At 39.5% G+C, this 22,604-nt stretch carries 25 protein-coding genes; 6 read left to right on the plus strand and 19 right to left on the minus strand.

Annotation, left to right across the window (positions count from 1 at the left end):
* Positions 1 to 21 precede the first annotated feature (21 nt).
* The 16 genes from G6W41_RS03035 to G6W41_RS03110 all read right to left on the minus strand — a co-directional run bounded on the left by G6W41_RS03035 (position 22) and on the right by G6W41_RS03110 (position 14,878).
* Positions 22 to 585 carry a hypothetical protein gene (locus G6W41_RS03035; protein WP_194170577.1) on the minus strand — a complete coding sequence of 188 codons (564 nt, stop codon included), beginning with the start codon at positions 583 to 585 and terminating at the stop codon, positions 22 to 24.
* Positions 585 to 1,232: a hypothetical protein gene (locus G6W41_RS03040; protein ID WP_194170578.1), complete on the minus strand. Its 648-nt coding sequence runs from the start codon at positions 1,230 to 1,232 to the stop codon at positions 585 to 587. Before G6W41_RS03040 ends, G6W41_RS03035 begins: the two co-directional genes overlap by 1 nt.
* Positions 1,233 to 1,287: 55 nt before the next feature.
* Positions 1,288 to 1,932 carry a hypothetical protein gene (locus G6W41_RS03045; protein WP_194170579.1) on the minus strand — a complete coding sequence of 215 codons (645 nt, stop codon included), beginning with the start codon at positions 1,930 to 1,932 and terminating at the stop codon, positions 1,288 to 1,290.
* A gap of 177 nt (positions 1,933 to 2,109) precedes the next feature.
* Positions 2,110 to 2,583, minus strand: a complete 474-nt coding sequence (locus G6W41_RS03050; protein WP_194170580.1) for a hypothetical protein — start codon at positions 2,581 to 2,583, stop codon at positions 2,110 to 2,112.
* A 90-nt stretch (positions 2,584 to 2,673) separates the two neighbouring features.
* The gene (gene cmoA / locus G6W41_RS03055; RefSeq protein ID WP_103633694.1) at positions 2,674 to 3,378 is read right to left on the minus strand and encodes a carboxy-S-adenosyl-L-methionine synthase CmoA; all 705 of its coding nucleotides are present in this window, start codon (positions 3,376 to 3,378) and stop codon (positions 2,674 to 2,676) included.
* On the minus strand, positions 3,375 to 4,268 hold the full coding sequence (locus tag G6W41_RS03060) for a bifunctional riboflavin kinase/FAD synthetase (protein WP_021084382.1): 894 nt from the start codon (positions 4,266 to 4,268) through the stop codon (positions 3,375 to 3,377). The genes cmoA and G6W41_RS03060 overlap by 4 nt, the downstream gene beginning before the upstream one ends.
* Positions 4,234 to 4,947, minus strand: a complete 714-nt coding sequence (gene tlyA / locus G6W41_RS03065) for a 23S rRNA (cytidine-2'-O)-methyltransferase TlyA (RefSeq protein ID WP_194170581.1) — start codon at positions 4,945 to 4,947, stop codon at positions 4,234 to 4,236. The genes G6W41_RS03060 and tlyA overlap by 35 nt, the downstream gene beginning before the upstream one ends.
* Positions 4,937 to 6,880: an NAD-dependent DNA ligase LigA gene (ligA, locus tag G6W41_RS03070; RefSeq protein ID WP_194170582.1), complete on the minus strand. Its 1,944-nt coding sequence runs from the start codon at positions 6,878 to 6,880 to the stop codon at positions 4,937 to 4,939. Before ligA ends, tlyA begins: the two co-directional genes overlap by 11 nt.
* Before the next feature lie 41 nt (positions 6,881 to 6,921).
* Positions 6,922 to 7,782 (minus strand): NADAR family protein, encoded by an 861-nt coding sequence (locus G6W41_RS03075; RefSeq protein ID WP_194170583.1) that lies wholly within the window; start codon positions 7,780 to 7,782, stop codon positions 6,922 to 6,924.
* A 24-nt stretch (positions 7,783 to 7,806) separates the two neighbouring features.
* Positions 7,807 to 8,946 carry a dihydropteroate synthase gene (gene folP / locus G6W41_RS03080; RefSeq protein WP_194170584.1) on the minus strand — a complete coding sequence of 380 codons (1,140 nt, stop codon included), beginning with the start codon at positions 8,944 to 8,946 and terminating at the stop codon, positions 7,807 to 7,809.
* Entirely contained in the window at positions 8,943 to 9,563 is a 621-nt protein-coding gene (locus G6W41_RS03085) for a DNA polymerase III subunit delta' (RefSeq protein ID WP_194170585.1), read from the minus strand. Before G6W41_RS03085 ends, folP begins: the two co-directional genes overlap by 4 nt.
* Positions 9,564 to 10,103 carry a HobA family DNA replication regulator gene (locus G6W41_RS03090; RefSeq protein WP_009294158.1) on the minus strand — a complete coding sequence of 180 codons (540 nt, stop codon included), beginning with the start codon at positions 10,101 to 10,103 and terminating at the stop codon, positions 9,564 to 9,566.
* Positions 10,103 to 11,302, minus strand: a complete 1,200-nt coding sequence (locus G6W41_RS03095; RefSeq protein ID WP_103573228.1) for an aspartate kinase — start codon at positions 11,300 to 11,302, stop codon at positions 10,103 to 10,105. The genes G6W41_RS03090 and G6W41_RS03095 overlap by 1 nt, the downstream gene beginning before the upstream one ends.
* On the minus strand, positions 11,302 to 11,766 hold the full coding sequence (locus G6W41_RS03100; protein WP_004317768.1) for an RNA pyrophosphohydrolase: 465 nt from the start codon (positions 11,764 to 11,766) through the stop codon (positions 11,302 to 11,304). The genes G6W41_RS03095 and G6W41_RS03100 overlap by 1 nt, the downstream gene beginning before the upstream one ends.
* A 66-nt stretch (positions 11,767 to 11,832) precedes the next feature.
* Positions 11,833 to 12,924: a PepSY-associated TM helix domain-containing protein gene (locus G6W41_RS03105; protein WP_194170586.1), complete on the minus strand. Its 1,092-nt coding sequence runs from the start codon at positions 12,922 to 12,924 to the stop codon at positions 11,833 to 11,835.
* A gap of 1 nt (position 12,925) precedes the next feature.
* On the minus strand, positions 12,926 to 14,878 hold the full coding sequence (locus G6W41_RS03110; protein WP_194170587.1) for a TonB-dependent receptor domain-containing protein: 1,953 nt from the start codon (positions 14,876 to 14,878) through the stop codon (positions 12,926 to 12,928).
* Positions 14,879 to 14,986: 108 nt separating this feature from the next.
* Here G6W41_RS03110 and G6W41_RS03115 point away from each other — a divergent pair, with 108 nt between their 5' ends.
* From G6W41_RS03115 to G6W41_RS03140, 6 genes are all read left to right on the plus strand, one after another.
* Entirely contained in the window at positions 14,987 to 15,871 is an 885-nt protein-coding gene (locus G6W41_RS03115; RefSeq protein ID WP_194170588.1) for a helix-turn-helix domain-containing protein, read from the plus strand.
* Between the two features lie 55 nt (positions 15,872 to 15,926).
* Positions 15,927 to 16,973: a radical SAM family heme chaperone HemW gene (hemW, locus tag G6W41_RS03120; protein WP_194170589.1), complete on the plus strand. Its 1,047-nt coding sequence runs from the start codon at positions 15,927 to 15,929 to the stop codon at positions 16,971 to 16,973.
* A 67-nt stretch (positions 16,974 to 17,040) separates the two neighbouring features.
* A complete protein-coding gene (gene tatB, locus G6W41_RS03125) occupies positions 17,041 to 17,439 on the plus strand; it encodes a Sec-independent protein translocase protein TatB (RefSeq protein WP_012140063.1) in 399 nt (132 codons plus the stop codon).
* Complete coding sequence (gene tatC / locus G6W41_RS03130; protein WP_103595541.1) at positions 17,439 to 18,194, plus strand: twin-arginine translocase subunit TatC; 756 nt, start codon at positions 17,439 to 17,441, stop codon at positions 18,192 to 18,194. The genes tatB and tatC overlap by 1 nt, the downstream gene beginning before the upstream one ends.
* Entirely contained in the window at positions 18,187 to 19,209 is a 1,023-nt protein-coding gene (gene queA / locus G6W41_RS03135; protein ID WP_194170601.1) for a tRNA preQ1(34) S-adenosylmethionine ribosyltransferase-isomerase QueA, read from the plus strand. The genes tatC and queA overlap by 8 nt, the downstream gene beginning before the upstream one ends.
* On the plus strand, positions 19,206 to 20,000 hold the full coding sequence (locus G6W41_RS03140) for a hypothetical protein (protein WP_194170590.1): 795 nt from the start codon (positions 19,206 to 19,208) through the stop codon (positions 19,998 to 20,000). The genes queA and G6W41_RS03140 overlap by 4 nt, the downstream gene beginning before the upstream one ends.
* Here the strand turns inward: G6W41_RS03140 and ruvX are convergent.
* The 3 genes from ruvX to G6W41_RS03155 are packed head-to-tail and all read right to left on the minus strand — an operon-like array spanning position 19,995 to position 22,602.
* The gene (gene ruvX, locus G6W41_RS03145) at positions 19,995 to 20,378 is read right to left on the minus strand and encodes a Holliday junction resolvase RuvX (RefSeq protein ID WP_004317765.1); all 384 of its coding nucleotides are present in this window, start codon (positions 20,376 to 20,378) and stop codon (positions 19,995 to 19,997) included. The genes G6W41_RS03140 and ruvX overlap by 6 nt on opposite strands.
* Positions 20,375 to 21,145 carry a DNA-processing protein DprA gene (locus tag G6W41_RS03150; protein WP_194170591.1) on the minus strand — a complete coding sequence of 257 codons (771 nt, stop codon included), beginning with the start codon at positions 21,143 to 21,145 and terminating at the stop codon, positions 20,375 to 20,377. Before G6W41_RS03150 ends, ruvX begins: the two co-directional genes overlap by 4 nt.
* Positions 21,142 to 22,602, minus strand: a complete 1,461-nt coding sequence (locus G6W41_RS03155; protein ID WP_194170592.1) for a divergent polysaccharide deacetylase family protein — start codon at positions 22,600 to 22,602, stop codon at positions 21,142 to 21,144. Before G6W41_RS03155 ends, G6W41_RS03150 begins: the two co-directional genes overlap by 4 nt.
* Positions 22,603 to 22,604: the final 2 nt, after the last annotated feature.

Here is a 22,604-nt window from a genome sequence, read left to right on the forward strand (position 1 = left end):
GTAACTCCCGCTAAATTTAAACTAGAATAAGAAGTCATTCTCACACATTGTAGATAATTGTTCCAATGAGTATTCAACAAAATCATTAGTGTTTGCTGGGATTTTTATATTATCTCTTTCGCAAAGACCGCCTAAAAATTTACCATCTTTATAATTCATAGTAACGCTTAATTTACCATCTTTCTTGTAGTATTTTTCTTCAGTTTTATAATTATCTTTGAACCAAGTTTCGCTTTTTAATTTTCCATTATCATAAAATATTTTATAGTGACCATCCAATACTTTACCATTGTTATAATTAATGGCTTCCATAAGCTGTCCATTTTCATACCAAACTTTCAATTCTCCATTTAAGACATCATCTGTCACATGCTTTTCTATATTCAATCTACCACTTGACAAAAAGTATTCTCTTACAACTCCATTTATTTTATTGTTTTTGTATGGGATATCAGCCTTTAAACGCTCATTTTCATACTCTTTTAATAAGCAGCCCTCAATCATGTCGAGCTTAGTCTCACAAATTTTATCTGTAGCCATCAGTGAAAGTATTGTAATAGATATTAGTAAAACGGTCTTTTTCACTAATATCTCCTAATTGGTGTGTATTTAAAATCACCACCATTTGTTTTTAAAACAACCTCCAAGATATCACCTATATCACAATTGATTGTTAGCTCATATTTTCCAGCAAAATCTAATTTTAAGGGAAATACATCAATATATAAGCTTCTTGACTCATCATTTAAATTTTGCAAATAAGCTATATTCTCTTTATCAGCCTTGTAAATATTACTCCTTGCTATGATTTTTTCATTATTTTTTGTATCTACAAGAAGTATTCCTTTATTGTTATCAACCATTACAATATCATTGAATAAACTACCCTCATTCTGCTGTTTTTCGGATGCAATTTTCACATTTTGTGGATATTTATTAGCATACTCTTGTGCTTTTTTTGAGTTAATGCCACGATATTTATCTACTATACAATTTCCACGATTAACTACAACATCGTTTATAACTGTATTATCTTCTTTTGCAGTTATAGCTATTTTATATATAGGAGTTTTAAAAATCCAATGTTCGCCTTGAATAAATTTAATCTCAGGCACTTCTATCTTATTTAAAACTTGCTCTATTTTTTCTTTTACTTTATTTGAGCCCTCTTGTATTTTATCTTTTATTTGAGAATTTTTATTTGAATTTTCACCATCTGTACAACCTGCCAAAACTATGCTTAATATGCATACTAGTAATAAAATTATTCTATTTTTTTTCATGGCTTTATCTTATTTTGCTTAAATCATAATCAAAGTCGCCATTACTTGTCTTGACCACCATTTTTTTCAGCTCATCTTTGTAGCATTTAACAACAATTTGCACGCTATTGGATGGGAAAACATCGACATATAAAGCTCTTGAATCATCGCTTAATAAATCAAAAAATTCATCAGCTTCCTTTGTTTTATATTTTATGTCAAAAAAAGGAACCTTTTCCCCATTTTTAGCATTAAGTACGACTAAATACTTACTATTGCTTCCAGTAGCTGTATCTGATATCTGCGCTCCTCCGTTAAATAGATCATACTTGCCATTTAGCTTATCAAAAACATACCCGTTCATCTTCTCTATAAAATTGCTATGTTGCTCGCTATTCACAACAAGGTCAGGATATTTCTCTGCATAAGCTCTCAATTTACGTTGGTCTGCTTTTTTAAACCTTTCTATTGGGCAATTACCATCATTTACAATAACATCATCTACTGTGCCTTTTTCAGATGGCATTTCTATCTGAAAAACAGTATACCCCTCAACTATACTGCTGCCATAACGTATAGTAGGCTGGTTTAAACCAAACATATACACAACAGTAACAAGTACAACCATACCAAGAACATATAAGACTAAAATTTTTCCTATAGTCTTCACAATAACTCCTTTAAATAAAATTTAATATTGTATTTATCACATCACTAATTTTTATATTAGATCTTTTTATCATTTCTATAAATCTTTGGCTATTATTAAGTGCATCAAAAAACTGTTTTTCATTTAGTTTTTTGTCTTTGAGATAAATCTGAACAGTGTCTTTAAATTTTTCTTTATCTAGAAACTTTTCAAATAGAGAAAATAAAGTATTTGTCCTGATTTTAGAATTTCATTATTTAAGCCATAATCAGCAAATGAACCAAGCTTATTTATCGCATTTATCATTTCGCGCTTTTGAACACTACTTTGTATATGAATTTTAACTTCACCATTTTGCTCATCATAGATAGCACTAAATTTTTTAGCAATATCCACAAGAGTTTCTCTAACTATTTCATCTCCACTTTGTCTTGGATACCTCAAATGCGCATTTAAAGTTAAATTCTTTACCTTTGTTTCGCTTATTTTTAATAAATTTGATATTTCGTAGTTTGATGAAATTTCAAAATGTTTTGAAAGTAGATGAAATATAAGAATTTCCGTTTCGCTTTTGCTCATAGAGCCAAAGCTACCAGACAGATAGTGTTCTAAAAATTCTTTACTAAAACTTTGATCAGCTTTATTTATAATGTTTTGTAGTGTTAGCTCCATAAAAAATATCCTTATTTTTTATGTGTAACTATATATATATATATGATTTAGCTTAAATTTACAAAAATAACCACTTTTTAAATGAAAATTTTACTTAAATGCAATGAAGCTCATAAAATTTCCCCATTTAAATGTGCTCTCGACACGCTTAAAGCCAGCATTTAGGGCTAAGTTTCTATTTTCTTCTTCAGTGTATGGCACCAGCACATTTTCAAGCGCCTCTCTTTTTTGGGCGATCTCGTAGCGTGAGTAGCCTTGCGCTTGCTTGTAGTCCTCGTAAATTTCTATGACGCTTTTAGTAAGCTTTTTATCCTCAAAGATGATCTTTTCGCTAAACAAAAAGACGCCATTTTCATTTAGTCCGTTATAAATTTTTTGCACAAGATCAGCCCTTTTTGGCGGTCTGATAAACTGCAAAGTGTAGTTTGCCAAAACTGCGTCAAATCCCTCTAGCTCGCACTCTAAAATGTCATCTAAAATAAATTCAATATCAGCCCCATAAGCTTTTGCCTTGTTTTTAGCGTTTGCTAGCATCGCCTCAGAGTTATCCACGCCGCTTAGCACGAGGTCGTTTCTAAGGTTGTTTAGCAAAAGTAGGCTATTTGCCGTAGAGCAGCCAAGGTCGCACACTTTTGCTGATTTTGGCAAAATTTTAGCCAGCAACTTTGCGTTTAAATTTGAACTAACATCATAAAATGGCACCGAACGCGAGATCATATCATCAAAAACGCTCGCCACAAAGTCATCAAATTCAAACTGCTTGCTTATAGGTTCTTTAAAAATTTCATCTCTCATATACCAGCTCCATATCCGTCAAAGTATCTCATCGTCTCTCCAAAAAAGAGATCGCACACGCCCACACACTGCCTAGCCTCGTTTATATCGCGTTTTATCTGCTCTTTTAGCTCGCTTAGAGAGTTAAATTTCTTATTATCTCGCAAACGTTTTATGAAGCAAACGGCAACGTGCTTTGTCACTTTTGGCGCGACCTCGTCTAAGATGTGCGTCTCGACGCTAAAATTTCCATCCGTGCTAAGCCTGTTGCCTATAAAAGTGACCGAGCCATAGGTGTATGAGCCCATTCTCGTTCTTGTCGCATAGACGCCCTCGCGCGGCAAAAGATAGCTTTTTATATCTAAATTTAGCGTGGCAACCAGCTCTTTTGCGCCGATGCCCTGCCCTTTTATCACATTTCCCTCGATCGAGTACTCCCTGCCTATTAGCCTGTTTGCCTCATCGATGTTGCCTTGGCGTATCAGCTCTCTGATGGATGAGCTATGCACGCCCATGCCGTCATAACAAACCTCATCAACGACGACCACCTCACCATCAAAAATCCTCTTCAAATCGTGCTTGTCCCACGCTCTGTTTCTACCAAATCTAAAATCAAACCCAACAACGATCTTTTTTAAATTTTTAAAATCCCTCTTTAAAAGTGCGATAAATTCCTCGCCGCTAAGCCCTTTTATACTCTCAAAATCATACAAGAAGCAAGGATAGTTTGAGTACTCGGCTCGCTTTAGCTTTGGCGTGATGTTTGCCTTGTTTTTGTCGATGACGACAAGTCCGCCAAACTCACCAAGCTGCTTTAAAAGCTGCTTGTGCCCCCTATGCACGCCGTCAAAGTGCCCGATCGCAACGGCAGTGATGTTATCTTTTGTTAAAAGCGTAGAAAAATTCGGCATTTCCTTCCTTTCCCTTGACCTCGCACTCTTTGCAAGCTATCAGTTCAAATTTCAAGCTACTTGCTAGCACTTCAAAGCGCTTCATAGCTAAATTTACAGCCTTAGTGTCGGTGACAACGCCTTTTTTATTGCGTTTTACGCCAACGCCCACTTCAAACTGCGGTTTAAAAAGCGTTATGATGAGCGAATTTTCGCTTGCAAGCTCACAAATGGCTGGCAAAATTTCAGCCAAAGAGATAAAGCTCACGTCGCAGGTTATGAGGTTAAATTCATTTTTATGCGTTTTAGCAAACTCCCTGACGTCAGTTTTCTCATAAATTTTTACTCGCTCATCGCTCCTTAGGCTAGCGTCCAGCTGATCAGTGCCCACATCAACGCCAGTCACGCTCTTTACGCCACGCTCAAGTAAAATTTGCATAAAGCCGCCAGTTGAGCTGCCGATATCAAGTGCGTTTTTACCAGCTAGGTCAAATTTCATCGCTTCCAAAAAGCTCTTTAGCTTCAAAGCGCCTCGCCCAACGTAAATTTCATCAAGTAGCGAAATTTTAGCCTCGCTAACCTCGCTTGAAACCTTGGTGCAAATTTCGCCATTTGTTAGCACTTTGCCTGATTTTATTAGCTCGCTCGCCTTATTTCTACTTATGTTTAAAACGCTTGCGACGTAGTTATCAAACCTCAAGTTTTAACCTCTCATATTCGCTCTCATCGATCACCAGCACGCCTAGCTCATTTGCTTTATCAAGCTTGCTGCCAGCCTCCTCGCCAGCTAGGACGAAGTCCGTTTTTTTAGAAACTGAGCCAGAAACCTTCGCGCCAAAGCTCTCAAGCTCGGCTTTTATCTCATCTCTTGGGCGACTTAGCGTGCCAGTTATCACGACCGTCTTGCCACTTAGCGCGTTTGAGATGCTTTGTGCCTGCGTTACGCTTGGCTGCACGATCTGGCTTAGAGCTAAAATTTCGTCCCTATTTACCTCGGCAAAGTCGGTTAAACTATTTGCCATCTCCGCGCCAAAGCCCTCAAGCGAGATAAGCTCCTCAAAGCTAGCATCAAGCCAGCCTAGTCCAAAGCTACTTGCTAGCTTTTTAGCCGCCACCTCGCCGATGTGCTCGCAGCCAAGACCCGTGATAAAGCGCGATAGCTCCGCACCTTTGCTAGCTTCGATCGCATTTAAAAGGTTATTTACCTTTTTCTCTTTAAAGCCCTCAAGCGCCATGAGGTCATCAAATTTAAGGCTGTAAATGTCTTTTATGCAGGCAATTAGCCCCTTGTCAAATAGCAAATTTACGATCGCGTCGCCAAGGCCGTCTATATTTAGGCATTTTTTCGATGCGTAGTGAATTATTGAGCCCACCACTCTTGCCCTGCAGCTTAAATTTTGACACTTTACAAAGACCCCTTCATCAAGCAGGTGCGAGCCACAAACTGGGCAAAATTTAGGCCTCTCTATCGCTTGCTCACTGCCATCTCGCCTATCTTTAAAAACCTTCGTGATCTTTGGTATCACATCTCCTGAGCGGATGATGCCGATGTAGTCGTTTTTCATGACACCAAGGCGCTCTATCTCGTCAAAGTTATGAAGGGTGGCGGATTTTACATTAGCTCCGTCTATATTTACTTCATCAAGCACGCCAACAGGCGTTACTACGCCGCTTCTACCAACCTGAAGTGCTACATCTCTTAGCCTAGTCACCTTTTCAATGGCTGGAAATTTAAACGCCACCATAAATTTTGGAAATTTGACCGTGTAGCCCAGCTGCTCACAGCGCGCAAGGTCGTTTACGCGTATCACCATGCCATCCATCATCACACTTTTTGCGTCGCGATTTGCCAAGAGCTCGTTATATGCGGCCTCAAGCTCATCTTTTTTTAAAATTTTGAAAAAATCATCTCTTTCAAAGCCAAGATCACGCACAAATTTCATCACCTCGCTGTGATCTTTTAGCCCAAGGCTCTGCTCGCCCACGCCCCAAGGTATGAAAAGTAGCTTTCTTTTTGCAGTGACCGCGCTATCAAGCTGTCTAAGGCTTCCAGCAGCTGCATTTCTAGGGTTTGAAAGTGGCGCTTCGCCATTTTTTGCGCGCTCTGCGTTTAGAAGCTCAAAGTCATCTTTTCTTATGACGACTTCGCCACGAATTTCAATGAGCCCTTTGTAGTTAATGCTCTTTAAAACAGAATTTATCGTCCTTGCATTTTGTGTCACATCCTCGCCTGTAACGCCGTCGCCTCTGGTTATCGCCCTAACTAAAACGCCGTTTTCATAGAGTAAATTTAGGCTCGCTCCGTCAAATTTTGGCTCAGCGACAAAAGTCAAATTCTCTTTATCGCCACGCTTTAACCACGCATCAAGCTCGCCAAGGCTAAAGATATCCTCCATACTCCACATGCGCTTTATGTGGCTTGCCTTGCTAAAGCCCTCTTTTACGCCTCCGCCCACTCGCTTAGTTGGCGAAAATAGTGAAATTTCACTTGGATTTGCCCTCTCATATTCAAGCACCGCGTGATATAGCGCATCATACTCCTCATCGCTTGCAAGTGGCTCGTCCTCGTCGTAGTAGGCCTTTGCCCACGCATTTAGCGTATCTACCGCTTTTTCATACTCTTGTTTTGTCATTTTTGCTCCAAATTTACACCGCATTTTATCTTAAACATACTTTATAAATGATCCAAATTTAGCTCTCTAGCGTCACATAAATGGACATTTTTATAGACCTTTGCTATCTCGTCTCTAGCCATCATCAGCGCAAAGCCAAGCAAATTTTGCCCTCGCCACTTCATAGGATTTTGCGCATTTTCATCGCTTGCGGCTAAACCTATGCCCCAAATTTTATCAACCGGGCTAGCCTCAACTAAAATTTTGCTCCCAGTTTGAAGTAAAAAGTCTCGCAAAGGGGCATTTTGGCTAAATTTTAGATAGCTCGCATTTAGTACGACTCCAAATTTGACCTCGTCCCAGACCTTAGCATCAAAGCCACGCACCTGCCTGCCAAGCGCCTTCATCTGCGCTGGATCTTTGGCGGATAAAATTTGCCCCAAAGCCTCTTTGTCGCCAAAACACTGAGCCTTTTTAGCCATCATATATTGCTCGGCGCAAATGTATTTAGTTTCATCTTGCCAAAAGCTAAATGCGTACCACTGACTAAGACAGCTTGCGCTTAAATTTGCACTCTTTTGATGACCCCAAAATAGTAAAAATTTATCCGTCTTGCCAGCGTTATAGCGCTTTTTAAGCCACTTTAACTCATATCTAGGCTCGCGCTCCCAAAGGTCTATGACAAAGTCACCCTTGATAAAAAGCGTGCTCTCATCAAAGCCTAGCCTCTCATCCCAGTATCCACGCCACGTCGCAGGCTCAGCGAATAGCTGCTGATATTCGCGCCGCTCGTCTTGGCTTAGCGTTTTTAGCCAGCCATTAAATTTAAACTTATAATCCTCGCCGCAGCCCATCCTCCAGCCTATAGAAAAGGGGCTAATATCTGGAAATTTGATCCAAGGTGGCGGCAATAAATTTTTCATCTAGCCTCTTTTTAGCCAAGCGCCCTACCAAAGCGTGGCTTGGCTCATCGCCTCGTGCATATTAAAAAGCTGCTTGTGCTCGGCCACATCGTGCGTTCTAATGATTTGCGCGCCGTTTTCGAAGGCTTTTAAGTGCAGATAAAGCGAACCTGGCAAGCGCTCCTTGACCTCACTTGGATAATAGTGATTTATGACTGATTTGCGGCTAGCACCAACTAGTAACGGGTAGCCAAATTTCAAAAAATGCTCCAAATGTTTAATAAGCAGCAAATTTTGCTCAGCCGTCTTGCCAAAGCCGATACCAACGTCAAGTACTATCTTTTTAGCACCAAGCTCCCTTGCAAGGACGATCTTTTGCTCAAAAAAGTCTGAAATTTCGCCAATTAAGTCGTTATACTTTGGCGCAATCTGCATGGTAGCAGGGTCTCCTTGCATGTGCATCATGCAAAACTGGGCATCGTATCTTGCAGCAAGCGGGGCTAAATTTGCGTTTGCCGTGATGTCATTTATCATCTTAAAGCCGTGGTTTAGCGCAAATTCTAAGCAATAAGGATCAAAGCTATCAAGGCTAAATTTCGCCTTTTCATGTAAATTTAGCCTATAAATTTCTTCAATGATATCTTTTATGCGCCTAAACTCCTCCTCGCGTCCGCAATACTCGCTCCCTGGCCTTGAGCTAACGCCGCCAAGGTCGATGTAGTCAGCACCTGCTTCGATCATCGCTTCTATTTTTGCTATGCCATTTTGCGTATTTATGCGGCTTTGCTCGTTAAAACTATCTCTATTTATATTTGCCACGCCCATTATAAGAGGCTTTGTGGGCTTTGTAAATTTAGTTTCTAAAAAACCTGCAAGCTTTTTAAGCCCAAAGTCTTGTAGCTTCTCTTTTTTAGCTAACTGCCTAAGCTGCGCGTTTGTCGCCATTAGCAAGGCTTTGTTTAGGCTCTCGCGACCAAAGATCGTATCATTATGCGTCACCAGCTCGGCGCCGACACTTAGGGCGTCTTGCTTTAGGATATTTGCCGCTGGGGTCTTTATCTCACCAATGAAGATAAAATTTATCTCGCTCTTTTCGTGCATGAGCTTCGCACCAGCCGGACTTGGCGAGACGGCCTTGCAAATTTCATTAAAGTCGCTTTTGTTATTTATCTTATAAAATTTCAACGTCGTCCTTTCTCAAAGATAGTAAGCAGTAGCGGCGTCAAAATGGCGTGAGATTTGGCGTTTAGATCAGCAAGCTTGATGAGTGAGAAAAAATACTCCATCTCCTCGCCGCTAAATTTATACCCGCTATCAACCGCCTTTGTCACGATAGCGCCCACAAGCTCTTTTAGCTCGTTTTTGCTAAATTTTTGCGCCTGCTCCTCTGCTATCTTTTGATCGATAAAGCTTGTTAGCTCTTTTAGGCTAAGCGATTTTAAATTTAGCTCAACACTCATTTTTGGCTTTTTGGTAAGCTTATTTTCTATAAGCATCCTCGATCTTATCGTTGGTAGAAGCAAATTTTTACTCTGCGTTACTATTATAAATTTGATATTTCTTGGGGGCTCTTCGATGATCTTTAAAAGTGCGTTTTGAGCCTCGGTGCGAAAAGACTTCGCCTCTATGACTAAAATTTTTTCATCTTTTTCGGCGATGTAAGCTTCGGCGATGACCTCTTTTGCATTTTCTAACAAAAAATCATCACTTATAAAAAATCTTAGATTATTTACGCCAAACTCGGCTTCAAGCTTGGCTTTTAAATTTTCAAAATCGCTTGTTATGACGATTTTATTAAGCATTTAGAGCATCACCTTTGCAAAGAGCACGGCGTCTATGCTCTTATCAAAAAGTTTATATAAATTTAGAAGTTTGATGTCTAAATTTTCATCGCTAGAGCTTAGCGTGAAGCTGTTTTGCGCCTGCTCGTCAAAGAGCCACATATAGCTGTTTTCATCAGTCTTGGCTAAATTTGCGCGCTTATCTATGCTCTTGCCGATGTAAAAAAAGATGTAGCCATTTGGAAAGGCAAGACTTAGCATATCTTTTAAAAGCTGCTTTTGCTCGTTTGTCTCGATGCTATCAAAGGCTGGATAGAGCGATCTTAAGCTAAAAAATGGCAAAAACGGACGCTCGCTTTTTGTGCGGTTAATATTTCTTAAAAGATAGTTTTCAAACCACTCTCGCTCATCGTCGCAGATGACTATAAAAGCCTTGCTATCAAGCAAAAATTTAAGCCTAGATGCGAGCAGAGGCGTCCATTCGACGCGCTTTTCCTCCATCCAGCTCATATATCTTTCGCTTCTTATAGTCTCAAGCGTCCATTGGATAAAATCTTGCATTATTTATCTAACTTATACGCATCGTGAAGCACGCGAACTGCGAGCTCGCCATATTTTTGATCGACGATCATAGAGATCTTTATCTCGCTTGTTGAGATCATTTGGATATTTATCCCCTCTTTTGCAAGCGTCTCAAATGCTAGACATGCTACGCCGCTGTGGCTCTTCATGCCTACACCGATGACTGAGACTTTCACGATCGCATCGTCATACTCGACGTGTTTTGCGGCTGAGAGCTTTTGCATAGTCTCTTTTGCTAGGTCAAGCTCGTTTTGTGGCACTGTAAAGCCTAAATTTGTCGTGCCATCGTGTCCTACGTTTTGGATGATCATATCTACATTTATATTTTGATGAGCTAGAGCTGTGAAAATTTCAGCTGCGATGCCAGGCTTATCGACTACGCCTCTTAAAGTTACTCTTGCTTGATTTTTATCTAGTGCTATACCGCTTACTAAAACCGCTTCCATATTATCTTCCTTTGCTATTAATGTACCTTCGTTGTGGTTAAAACTGCTTCTTGTGATTAGTTTGACATTTAGTTTTTTTGCTAGCTCGACTGAGCGATTTTGAAGCACTTTTGCCCCAGCAGAGGCAAGCTCAAGCATCTCGTCATAGCTTATCTTTTCTAGCTTTTTTGCCTTTTTCTCTATCCTTGGATCAGTCGTATAAACGCCATCAACGTCGGTAAAAATTTCACACAGATCAGCTTCAAGCGCACCAGCTAATGCAACCGCACTAAGGTCACTTCCACCTCTACCTAGTGTGGTGATATCACCTTTATCGTCTATGCCTTGAAAGCCTGCTACGACGACGATCCTGCCGGCTTTTAGCTCAGCTTTTAGTCTAGTGGTGTCTATCTTTTCTATCCTAGCTTTTGTGTGAATTTCATCTGTTATTATCCCAGCCATCGCGCCAGTTAGTCCTACGCACGCATAGCCTTTTGCATTAAGTGCAATCGTCAAAAGTGCGGTGGTTACTTGCTCCCCAGAGCTTAAAAGCATATCAGTAGCAACACCGTCTGGGTGCTTTGAGAAATACTCACTATATTCAACCAATTGATTTGTAACTCCACTCATCGCAGAAACTACCACAACCACGTCAGCGCCGCTCTTTTTAGTCTCTATGACCCTGTTTGCCACAGCTTCGATGCGCTCAAGCGTGCCTACGCTAGTTCCGCCAAATTTTTGAACGATTAACATCAAAAATATCCTTTCTCTTTAAAATAACTCAAAACTTTGTCATAAATAGGCTTTTTGAAGTGATTTATCCCCTCTAAAGCCTTGTTGATATCTACAAATTTATACTCGCTAAACTCTGGATGCTCAGTCTTTAAATTTATGCTCGCACCATTTTTAAGCCTAACTAAAAAGTACTTTTGCGTCTGCCCATCAAATGGGTAAAATTTCTTTGACGCATTAGCTGGAAAGTCGTAGCTAAGCCACTCAGGATACTCTTCTAAGAAGTCAAATTTATCAGTTCCGATCTCCTCTTTAAGCTCCCTTTTTAGCGCTTGTTTTGGACTTTCGCCTTCATCTATGCCACCTTGAGGAAACTGCCAGATATCGTCCATATCAACCCTTTTTGCGACTAGAATTTCGCATTTAAAAGGGTAAGAGCTAGACAAAATGACAGCTGCTACATTTGGTCTATATTTTTTTTGCATGTTTTTTCCAAAAAAATTTTATTTGAGATGATAACGAAAAAGAGTTAAGAGATAGATAAATAAGAGTTAGTTTTTACGCCGTTTGTAATAAATCGCACCTCCGCTAAAAAACAGCAAAACCACACCGCACGAAGCTAGGCAAAATATAAATTTACCAAGCTCACCAAAGACATATCCAGCGTGCAAATCAAGCATAAATTTATAAATTTCAAATGACTTTGGCATGGCATTTTTTGAAATTTGCTCGCTTTTAGTATCGACTAAAAGCCTAACGCCATCTCTCTCGCTAGCACCTTTTGGCAGGTAAAAGAGCATAAATTTGACGCCGCCGCTATTTGCTATAAAATTTAAAGCATCAAACTCGTCTCCAAATTTAGAGATGAAAATTTCATAAGCTTTTTTAAGGTTCGCCACCTTTTGCTCATCGCTTAAGCTAAAGCCATTTTTGTTTGTAAAATTTGGCTTTTTAAAGACCTTCTCTTCGCCACAAATTTGATTTATAACCTTAGCAAAGCTCTCATAAGAAAAGTAAAGCCCACTAATGCAAATCACGCTTAAAACAGCGCCAAGATAGATACCTAAAAAGCCGTGTAGCGAATACAAAAACGCAAATTTCTTTGCTTTTAAATTTAGCTTAAAAGCCTCCCCCACCCTGCTTCTAAATCTCCAAAAATATATCACCGCCCCACTTATCAAGACAAAAAGCAACGCAAGCGTAGAGAGTGCTACTAGCTCGCTTGCAAATTTACTCAAATTTTCATTTTTAAAAAGCGAAAGGGCTAAGTTTTTATGTAAATTTAAAACCAGCCCTATAAATTTCTCTGCGCTATTTTTTCCAGAAATTTCTCCAGTATAAGGATCGACAAAAAATGACTCAAACTCGCCATTTTCATTTGTCCCACTTATGACGTAAGCTTTGTTTGCCTCTGCTCTTATCTTTAGGTAGCTAAGATTAAAATTTGGCTCACTTTTGCTAAAAATTTTTAAAATTTCATCTATCTCTAAAAGCTTTTTGCCAGCCATGACCTCATCTTTGCTAAAGATATCAATTATCTCATCGTGATACGAGATGATCGCTCCACTAATGCTAAGCACAAGAAGCGGCAAGGCAAATATAAAAGCCAAGATAAGATGAAATTTTTTCAAAATTTTTATCATTTTAAAACTTTAGATTAAAACCAAGCTCGATCTTTTGCCCGTCAGCTATCAAGATGTCGTATCTGCCAGATCTTGTCGTAAAGTACTCATTAAAGAGGTTATAAACGCTCAAATTTAGACTGAAATTTTTAGTTACGTTGTAGTTTATGCCAAGATCGGCGATCACGTAAGGTCTAATGTCATCATCGTTGCTAAGTGAGTCTTTGCTCCTACCATAATAATTTATCTGTGACCAGAAATTTAGCCATCTGTTTAGCTCGTAGTTCGCTCCAAATTTAAATGTATGAAGCGGATAGTTGTTTAAACTTTTGCCTATTTCCGCTCCATCTTTTTGCTTTGATCTTGTATAGACGTAGCTTTGATTTAGCCTAAGAGCGTTTGTGACTTGCCACTCATTTGTTAGTTCAACTCCGTAAATTTCAGCTTTGCCGATATTTACACTCTCCCAAATACCATTTGGATAAATTTTTCCTTTATGCATACAACCACTGTTTTTTGGGCAGATAGGGCTATAGCTTAACATATCTTTAAAGCTTGTGTAAAAGCCAGTTAGTGACGCTTCAAAGCCTTCATTGTCATTATAAACGCCGCCAAATTCATAGCTCACGCTTGTCTCTGGCTTAAGGCTACTTCTGCCAAGCTGTGCTCCAAGTCCTCCAGCAAATGGCAATGCAAGATCTTGCGTGCGTTGCTTGATATCAGGTGTCGCGTATCCTGTGCTAACTCCGCCTTTTAGGGCAAAAAAGTCATTGAAGCTATAGATACCATAAATCCTTGGCGAAACGTGCGAGCCATAGTTCTCATCGTAGTTGTAACGAACTCCAGCGCTTAAGATGAAGTCTTTTGTAAGGTGATAATCATCCTCGCCATAAAGCGAAATGTCATATCTTTTTACATTTGCAGCATCTGCAGTGGTTGCCTTTTCATCAAGCTTCTCTTTTTTGGCGTTTAGTCCTAAAGTAAAGGCGTTATTGTCAGTAAAATATGAACCTTTTGTATCAAAATTTAGTGTTTTTAGCGTTAAATTTTGTTGTGCGATCTCTTTTATCTTGCCGTAAGAGAGGTAGCTTTGAAGCAAGATATCATCAAGCCTTGCTTCGTGGCTTAAATTTACCATATCGCCTTTTATGCGCTCAAGATCGACTGAGCTATTATTTGTGCCAGAGGATAAAGTTTTGCCTTTGCTTCTTTTATATTTCACATCACTTCTTGCAAGCTCAAGCGTGATGTCATTATTTTCATTTGGTCTAAAAAAGAGCTTCGTGCCAAAATTTCTATCCTTTTGCTCTCTGTTTGCGTATGAGATTTTATCCTCTGATTTGTTTAAATTTTTACCATAAACTGAGATGCTTAAAATATCGTCTATTAGCCCAGAGTGTAGATAGAGGCTGTTGTAAAACTCGCCGCTTATGTTTTTATTTCTTGCAAATTTACAGCTTGAGCCAAGATTTGCATGAAAGTCGTTGCTAAACTCATCTGTTATGATATTTATAACCCCGCCTAATGCGTCACTGCCATAAAGCGAGCTCATAGGACCGCGTATCACCTCGATGCGGCTTATCGCACTTGCTGGCGGGATGAAGCTATATGAGCCTCCAACACTTCTTAGCCCCTTGTAAGCGTTATCTCCTGGCACTGGTATGCCATTTACTAAGATCTTTGTATATCTTTGCGAAAGACCCCTTATGGAGATGCCTCGCCTATTTGCCGCACCAAGTGTCGCTCCAAAAAGACTTGGCACATCCTTTACCATACTCTCAACGTCCTTGTGATTTCTTTTTTCTAGCGCATCTTGAGTGATGACGCTAAGCGTTGCAGGGGCGTCTTTTATATTTTGCTCAAAGCCAGTTGCGCTCACTACTTTGACCTCTGGCAGAACTTTATCTTCATTTGCAAAAAGCGGTAAATTTATAAAAACTGCCGCACAAATAGAAATTTTTAATGCACTTCTCACAAAAAAACTCCTTATTAAAATTTAAATCACATTTTACTAAAATTAAATAATCGTTATCAATATCAGACATAACGCTAAAGGGATTAAATTTAACGCTCAAGGGATAAAATGATAAATTTAGATAAAAGATATGGCATTAGCAAAATATCACAAAGCAACAAGCGGATAAATGTAGAATTTTTTAAACAAAATAATGGCATCAGCTACCTAAAAAGCGAGATTTTATGCAACGAAATCATCAAAAGAGAGAGCCAGGGAGATAAAAAATATCTATTTTTGATGTTTAACGAAGCAAAAGACAATCTTTGCTTTAAACTTGATAAAAAAGAGTATCTTTTAAGCAGGGATGAGTTTTGCATAGGGCTAGTAAATGATAGCTTAAAAGGCGTTTTTGAATATCAAAATAAATTTTATAAAACCAAAACCTTGCTTTTTGAAGAACACTATGCAAATAAGCTTGAAATTTTTAGTGAGCTTAGGCTTGAAGAGAAATTTGATCTTATAAAATACAAAAAAGATAAGGATCAAATTTGCGTTTTAAACGAGCTTGAGATGACAAATTTATATGATGGCATGATGAGAGAGATCTTTATAGAGTCAAAAATTTTAGAGCTTATCTACAAGAGCAAAGCTTTAAAAGATGAGAAAATTTGCTTTAGTAGTGACGAAGAAAAGCTGCTTTTAAAGGCTAAGAAAATCTTACTTACTCGCATGCAAAATCCCCCAAGCATCAAAGAGCTAGCCCATCTTTGTGGCACTAATGACTTTTGGCTTAAGAAAAATTTTAAACTCTTTTTCAAATATACGATCTATCAGCTTTTAGCAAAAGAGCGGCTAAAGCTTGCATATACTCTTTTAAAGCAAAATGATATCAGCATAAAAGAGGCTGCCAGCATCGTTGGCTACACAAATGCAGCGCATTTTGCAAAAATTTTTAAAGGCACTTTTGGCTTTTTGCCAAGCGAGCTAATAAGGCAAAAAAGCTACTTTTAAACTGCTCTAAATGCCAAATTTCTTATAATCGCCAAAATTTAAAAAAGAGAGAAATTTGCAAGTTTATATCCACGTGCCATTTTGCGAGAGCAAGTGTCCTTACTGCGCCTTTGGCTCAAGCGACGACGAATTTAAGAAGGTTAGCGCCTATTTTAAAGCGCTTTGCCTTGATCTAAATTTCCAGCTAAAAAGTCAAAATGTAAAAGAAATTTCAACCATATTTTTTGGTGGCGGCACACCAAGCGCGGTAAATGACAAATTTTATGATGAAATTTTTAGCATTTTAGCTCCACTTTGCACGCCTAAAACTGAGATCACATTTGAGGCAAATCCAAATTCAGCAAATTTAGCCTGGCTAAAGCATGTAAAAAAATTAGGCGCAAACCGCATAAGCTTTGGCGCTCAAAGCTTTTTTGAAGATAAGCTTAAATTTCTAGGGCGCATCCACAGCAAGGAGCAAATTTTTAAAGCAGTTGAAAATGCCCATGCAGCTGGCTTTAAAAATATAAATTTAGACCTCATCTATGACACTAAATTTGATACCAAAAAGCGCCTTTTGGCGGAGGTTGAAAGCTTAAAAAGTCTTGCTATCACGCATCTAAGCGCCTACTCGCTCACACTTGAAGAAAACACCCCATTTGCTGGCAAAAAAAGCTATAAAAAGGATAGCGATACTTTGGCTAAATTTATGATAGAGCAGATCCAGCGAGCTAGCTTTAAGCAGTATGAAATTTCAAATTTCGGGCAAATTTGCAAGCACAATCTTGGCTACTGGCAGGGCAAAAACTACCTTGGCGTGGGAGCTTATAGCGTGGGCTTTGTGGATGGCACCAGATACTACGCCAAAAATAGCATAGACGCCTATATCACGCAGCCAACACATAGAAAAAGAGAAATTTTAAGCCAAAGCGAACTAGCAAGAGAGCATATATTTTTAGGGCTTAGAAGCATCGTGGGTGTGGAGGCTGGGCGCTTAAATGAGGATCAGAAAAAAAGAGCAAATTTGCTTGTAGAAAATGAAAAACTACTCTTTAAAAATGGCAAATTTTACAACCCAAATTTCTTACTCAGCGACGAGATCGCACTCTTTATCGAGGGCTAAATTTATAAAAATTTGAGCAAAGTCAAGATAAAATACAAAGCTTAAATAAAATTTAACAGAGGCAAAAATGTTTGGAATGAGTTTTTCTGAGATCTTGGTCATCGCCGTGATCGCTGTGCTAGTTTTGGGCCCTGACAAGCTACCAAGCGCTATGGTGCAGATCGCTAAATTTCTAAAGATGTTTAAAAAAGGTATAAACGACGCAAAATCAACTTTTGATCAAGAGATGAAGATAGCCGAGCTCAAAGAAGACGCTCAAAAATACAAAGAGAGCATAACTCAAAGTGCGCAAAGCGTGCGTAAAAAGCTCACATTTGAAGAGCTTGACGAGATCAAAAAAAGCGCAAGCGACGTCACTGAAAGCATTCAAAACGTCGTGAGCGACACCAAAAAAACGGTAGAAAATATACAAAATCCAACAAATTTAGTTAAAGATGCGATCTTAAACGATAAAAAAGAGGCGTGATGTTTGAAGAGCTAAGACCCCATTTGATCGAACTTAGAAAGAGGCTTTTTATAAGCATAGTAAGCGTTTTTGTCTGTTTTGGCATCTGTTTTACATTCTGGAATCCACTGCTTGCATGGATGAGCGAGCCGCTAAAGCAGGTCTTGCCAGCTGGCTCAAACATCATCTTTACTCAAATTCAAGAGCCATTTTTCACTGCGATGAAGGTCGCATTTTTTGCTGGCCTGGTGCTTGCTTTGCCTATCATTTTTTGGCAGTTTTGGCTATTTGTCGCACCTGGACTTTATGACAATGAAAAAAAATATGTGATCCCATTTGTCCTCTCTGCTTCATTTATGTTTGCGTGTGGGGCAGCATTTTGCTACTACGTGGTCATCCCGCTTGGCTTTACATTTTTGGTAAATTTTGGCGGTCAGCTCTTTACGGCACTGCCAAGCATCGGCGAATACGTTGGCTTTTTTACAAAACTACTGATCGGCTTTGGAATTTCATTTGAGCTGCCAGTCATTACATTTTTCTTAGCAAAGATAGGCCTTGTCGATGACAAGATGCTAAAAGACTACTTCAGATACGCAGTAGTCGTCATCTTCATCTTCGCAGCCATCGTCACACCTCCTGATGTGATAAGTCAAATTTTAATGGCACTGCCACTCATCGGACTTTATGGAATTTCTATCATAGTCGCCAAAAGAGCCGGTAAAAGCGATGATGATGAAGAAGATAGCGACACTAACAGCGACGCAGACGATGAGTGACATAAACGACATCTCAAGCTACGACTACTTTTTGCCTAACGAGCTCATCGCAAAAGAGCCAGTTTTGCCCAAAGAAGAGGCAAGACTGCTTGTTTATCTAAAAAAAACAAAAGAGATAAAACACTATAAATTTAAAGATTTATCCAGCCTCATCCCAGAGGACGCGGCGGTCATTTTTAATAATACAAAGGTGGTTAAAGCCCGCATCTTAGGACACAAACAAAGCGGCGGCGCCTGCGAAGTGATGCTAAATCAACCGCTTAATGATAACAAATTTAGCGTCTATATAAGGGGCAGAGTAAGTGTCGGTAGCGTTTTAAATTTCGCTGATGATATAAAGGTAAATGTGCTTGAGCTAAATGATGATGGCTCAAGGGTGGTAAATTTCACCAAAGATGGCGTCATTTTAGATACGGCGCAACTTTTTAGCGAGCTAGAAAAGATCGGTCATGTCCCACTCCCGCCATATATAAAAAGAGCTGATACAAAGGACGACGAGAGCTGGTATCAAAGTATATTTGCTAAAAATAGCGGCGCAGTCGCAGCTCCGACAGCTAGCCTGCACTTTAGCGAGCAGATGCTAGAGCAGATAAAGGCAAAGCACGAGGTCGCCTACATCACGCTTCACGTGGGCGCTGGAACATTTAAAGGCGTGGAGTGCCAAAACATAAATGATCACAAAATGCACTCTGAGTTTTATGAGCTAAGCAAAAAAGCTCAAGAGATCATAAACTCAAACAAACCTATCCTTGGCGTTGGTACGACGGTTACTAGATGCGTTGAAGAGTTTGCTAGAAGCAAGCAGCCAAGCGGCTTTTGCAAGCTATTTTTAAACCTAAATAATAGACCAATCAGGCAAAACTACCTTTTAACAAATTTTCACCTGCCAAAATCAACGTTGATCATGCTAGTTACTAGCTTCATAGGGCTTGAAGAGACGATGAGAATTTACGAAACTGCAGTTAGCGAAAAGTATAGATTTTACTCTTATGGCGATGGGATGCTTGTGATATGAAAAATGTCGATTTTGTCGCGCAAATGGAGCTTTTTTTAGAAGCACTTTTTAAGGATGCAACAGCTAGAAACAACGCCATCGTCTTTAACTACAACCCAAACTACCCACGCTATCTAAGCTTTGAAGCGCATAAGCTAATAGGCGCGATCAAAAATTTAAGCAAATTTTATCTAAATGACGTAAGCAACTCAAAACTGCTCATATCCTTTACTCTAGTAAGCTATAGCCTAAGTTTAGTGCATTTTGACATACATATAAGATGCACTTCGTGCCCGCAAAAGCCAAATGAAAGGCTAGTTAAAGAAGCTGGCGAGCTACTAAAAGAGCTAAATGCCAAGATGAGCGAAACTGAGGACGGCTTTAATATAAGCATAAGCGTGCCGCTACCAAAAAGTGGGACATTTAAGAGGCAAAACGTTGAGATAGCAAGCCTCTTAGGCAAAAATGCGATAATAGCTTGTGATGATGAAAATTTATTTTTAACGCTCAGTCATGAGTTAAGCTTTACGGGGCTAAAGCTTAGCAAACAAAAGAGCTTTGAGAGTTTAAATTTACACATAAAAGATGCCATTTTTAAGCCAGACATCATCTTCGTGCAAAAGGAGTATCTAAGCGACAAAGCAAGGCTTGACGAGATGCTAACTTATCAAAAGCTTAAGAATTTCTACATCGTCATCATCAGCAAGGATGAAGCCAAAAGCATCAAAAGCGAGAAGATGACTACGCTTAGGCAGCCATTTACTAGCGATAGCTTGCATGAAACTTTAGGGGTGGTGGCTAGAAATTTATAAAATTTTTAGATATCTCTTCAAGATGATGGTGGCTGAGACGCTATCGAGCCTGCCATCTCGCTTTGTATTTGTGTAAATTTCACTTGCCTCGCTGCTGCTAAATGCCTCGTCTTGATAGACGATATTAGCCTGCACGTCAAGAAGCGAGACAAAATGCTCTATGCGCCTTCTCATCTCATCTTCGCTACTGCCACCGATTGGCACGCCCACTACTAGCGTGTTTGGAGCGTATTCATTTACTTTTTGGCTCACATCTCTTGCGGCTTGATTTCTATTTTTTCTAAGAACTGGCTCAAGGGGCGTCACGACCTCGCCAAAGCCAAAAGCAAGCCCTATGCGCTTTAGTCCAACATCGATCGCCATAAATTTCTCTCTCATAGTGCGCTTTTTACTCTTAAATTTGAAATTTCAACTAGCCCGTCAAGCTCGTACTCATAGATGATCTCGCCAAATTTAGCCAATGCTTCATCAAGGCTAACGCCATTTTTGCAAAATTTCAAGATCTCATCATCAGCTTTTTCTTGCTCTTTTACCTCGCCAAAAAGTGAGGCAAATTTAACGTAATCATCGATAAGCTCGGCTTTTTTACTAGCTAGCAGAGCATTTGTCCCACTACTCTCATTTATGCGCTGCGGCAGGACAAAGAGAGGGATTTTAAGCTCATTTGCAAGCCTTGCGCTTTGCATCGAGCCACTTCTTAGATCAGCCTGAGCGACTACAAGAGCTTGCGCAAGCCCCACAACTATGCGGTTTCTCTCTAAAAACCTATACGCGATCGGCGGCTCGCCCTCGTCATACTCGCTTAGAGCCAAGCCTTTTTCATAAATTTCTCTTATTGCTGCTTTATTTTGCGCTGGATAGATGATGTCAAGTCCATTTGCAAAAACACCGATAGTTCGTGGCATGGCAGCCTTGTGCGCCGTGACATCCACGCCGATAGCTCCACCACTTACCACGCAGACATTTGCGCTTTTTAGCGCTGCGCAAAGTGCCGTTACACACTCTTTTGTATAGACACTTGCCTTTCTTGAGCCAACGACTGCTACTTTTGGCATGCTAAGAAGCGAGGTGTCACCTATGAAATTTAGCTCTTTTGGGGGATTTTTTAGCCTATTTAGCGCTTCTGGGATGATTTCAAGCTTCATAAAATATCTTTTAGATAAACAACTTCTACATCTTTTAAGATATTGTTTTTGCTAGCTTTTATCACTGCGATCGTGTTTTTCTTTGGATGTCCGATGGCGATCGCGTAGCCCCTTTTTTTGGCTAAATTTACAGCAGCTACAAGCTCTCGCCTAACCGCACTAGCCGATGGATCATCATCTAAAAATATATCTCTTGAAATGTAAGGCTGATTATACTTTTTCGCAGCCCTTGCCACGGCTGTTTGAGCGATCGTCTTACTATCAACAAAGATAAAGCCCTGCTCTATCAGCGCTCTATATGCCTTATCCATCGCGTCATAATCACTCGTAAATCGTGATCCCGTGTGGTTGTTTGTATATTTTGCGCGCGGGAAGTCTCTTCGTATCTTTTTTATCTTCTCATGCATGCTCTCAAAGCTCTCATTTATCGTGAGCGTGCCTATCTCTGGGCTATCAAAGTGCTTTGCCTGCATCGGCAGATGTATCATATAAAACTCAAATGTTCTAGCGATATTTGGCGTATCTGGGTGGGTTTTTGTCGCTGGGAAAATGGACGGAGTTATCTTTAGACCGATTGATTTTACCATGCTAGCATGCTCAAATGTCGCCACATCATCGATTATTAGCACCAGCTTTGCACGCCCTTTTACGCTGCTATTTGGGGTAAATGGTACAACCGCAAAGTCATCTTTTTTCGCACTCTCTTTTTGCGGTTTTTCGCTATAAATTTGCTTTTTATCTTTTTTACCAGGCTCAATCTCACTTTTTTTAGCTGGTTCTGGTTTTAAATTTTCACTATGCTTTAAATTTTCTTTTATGCTTAAATTTGCTTCAGCGCTTTTGTTTTGCTCTGTTTTTGTCTCTATTTTTGCCTCATTTTTGCCTGCGTAAAATGGCTCGATAACCTGCTCAACCTTTTGCTCGACCTTTTGCTCAGGCTTTTCTTCGCTCTTTGCTTCATGGCTTGCATCTACGCTACTTTGCATATTTTTATATAAATTTGCAAGTAGATTTTTCGTATCGTTTTGCTCTTTTTTTGGCTCTTCTTTTTTAGTTTCTACTTTTACTTCAGGTTTTACTTCAGGAGTTATCTTTTTTTGCTCTTTTGGCTCAGTTTTTGGCTTTAGAGCAAGCTCGCTTTTATGTTTGGGATCGGTAAAAATTTTACTTAAATTTTCATCTTCATCAAATTTTAGAGGGTATTTTCTCTTCTCATACTCTTGTTTTTTATCTTTGCTAGCAACTTTTTGCTCAGCTTTTTTTGAAATTTGCTTCTCGCTCTTTGGCTCATTTGCCTTGCTTATCTGCTCAACATCTTTGTTTTTGATGCTAAGAGCTGCGATAAGTGCCACTATCAAAATGGCAGCAATGACGCCGATACCAAGGAAGATTTTATTATGAGAGCGACCTGCACTCTTTTTTACAGGACGCTTCTTTGTAGTCTTTTTTTCGCTCAAGG

The organism is Campylobacter concisus, from assembly GCF_015230035.1.
GTDB lineage: Bacteria > Campylobacterota > Campylobacteria > Campylobacterales > Campylobacteraceae > Campylobacter_A > Campylobacter_A concisus_BK.